Source organism: Aquabacterium sp. A3 (genome assembly GCF_038069945.1).
Lineage (GTDB): Bacteria > Pseudomonadota > Gammaproteobacteria > Burkholderiales > Burkholderiaceae_C > Aquabacterium.
In genome coordinates this window covers 1-1,093 of record NZ_JBBPEV010000022.1, presented here as the reverse complement: position 1 = coordinate 1,093, position 1,093 = coordinate 1, and the positions used below count along the sequence as shown (strand labels likewise).

The following is a 1,093-nucleotide window of genomic DNA, read 5'->3' as shown; positions in this document are numbered from 1 at the left end:
GGTGTTGAATGCGACTGGGTTACAAAAGTGACTAAGCAAAAAGAGGCGAATAGTTCCTTGAACATGCTCTTCATGGATGTTGATTTCAGTACTGTCATGGGAATTTTTCCTTGTGCTTTGGTGTCCGTTTGCGTTCTTGGTACGAATGGTGTTGTTTGTAGTCAATGTAGGAGCCTAACGCCCGCGGTAAGCTGCGCCGGAGCGAAGCGGAGGGCACCAACAGGCAGAGCCTGTTGGCGTCAGCTTGACCAACCAGTTAGGCCATTTTGCCTTTGACATGAACAAGATGCCTCCCAACGTATTACTTTTCAGCCGTAACATTTTTCCATTTTTTAACCCAACCGCTCATATGAGGGAGATCCTATTGCTTTTTTTAATGGTCGATTCTGTCAAGCGTTTTTGCGGCATCGCAAAGCTTATTCGCTGCCCCCTTGATTGATGTGTCAACTTGATCTTTGATTGATGGGCCATCAGGAGATAGATCTAGCGGGAACTCTAGGTCTAAAAATTCCTGGGAAGCTTTGAAGCTAGGGCGTTTCACAGTGTCTGCTTCGCTGCGTGTAATGGCAAAGTATTGAAGTGCAAGTGAGAGTACAGGCTTCGCCTTTAATGACAGCACAACTACACGGTTAGCATTCGCGCTGTCGATGATAGTTGGCAATGCCTGCATTGGGTCTTCCCCGTTCACCTCAATGAAACCATAATATGAGCGCAAGTCACATTGCGCTGCGCCTTTGTAGACACCATCGTGGAAAGTCGAGAGGATTGCTAGAAACATCCGCTCCATTTTTTGTGCCAAGCGAACATCACTATTCCGATCTTCTGCATCAGGTCTAGGGATGCTGCTGTCTGTGGCGTAGATGAGGAATCGCCGCTGATCTTTGGCGTCTTGTGCGTATACGGAGCATCCAATCAAGAACGCCAGAAGGGTGACGCCTATTTGCTTATACATATGCATACTTATTAAGTAGTGGCCTAACTACCAAGGTAACCGGCGCCGGAGCCCTTTAGGGCGGAGGGTACAACCAAGGGCCATGAAAATGCCGAAGGCATGGCCCTTGGTTGCGTCCGCGTTGACCTGACAGTTAGGCTG

1 protein-coding gene is annotated in these 1,093 nt (G+C 48.5%); it reads right to left on the bottom strand.

The window, feature by feature from the left end; genetic code table 11:
• Positions 1-373: 373 nt before the first annotated feature.
• Positions 374-952: a hypothetical protein gene (locus WNB94_RS17130; RefSeq protein ID WP_341391586.1), complete on the bottom strand. Its 579-nt coding sequence runs from the start codon at positions 950-952 to the stop codon at positions 374-376.
• Positions 953-1,093: the final 141 nt, after the last annotated feature.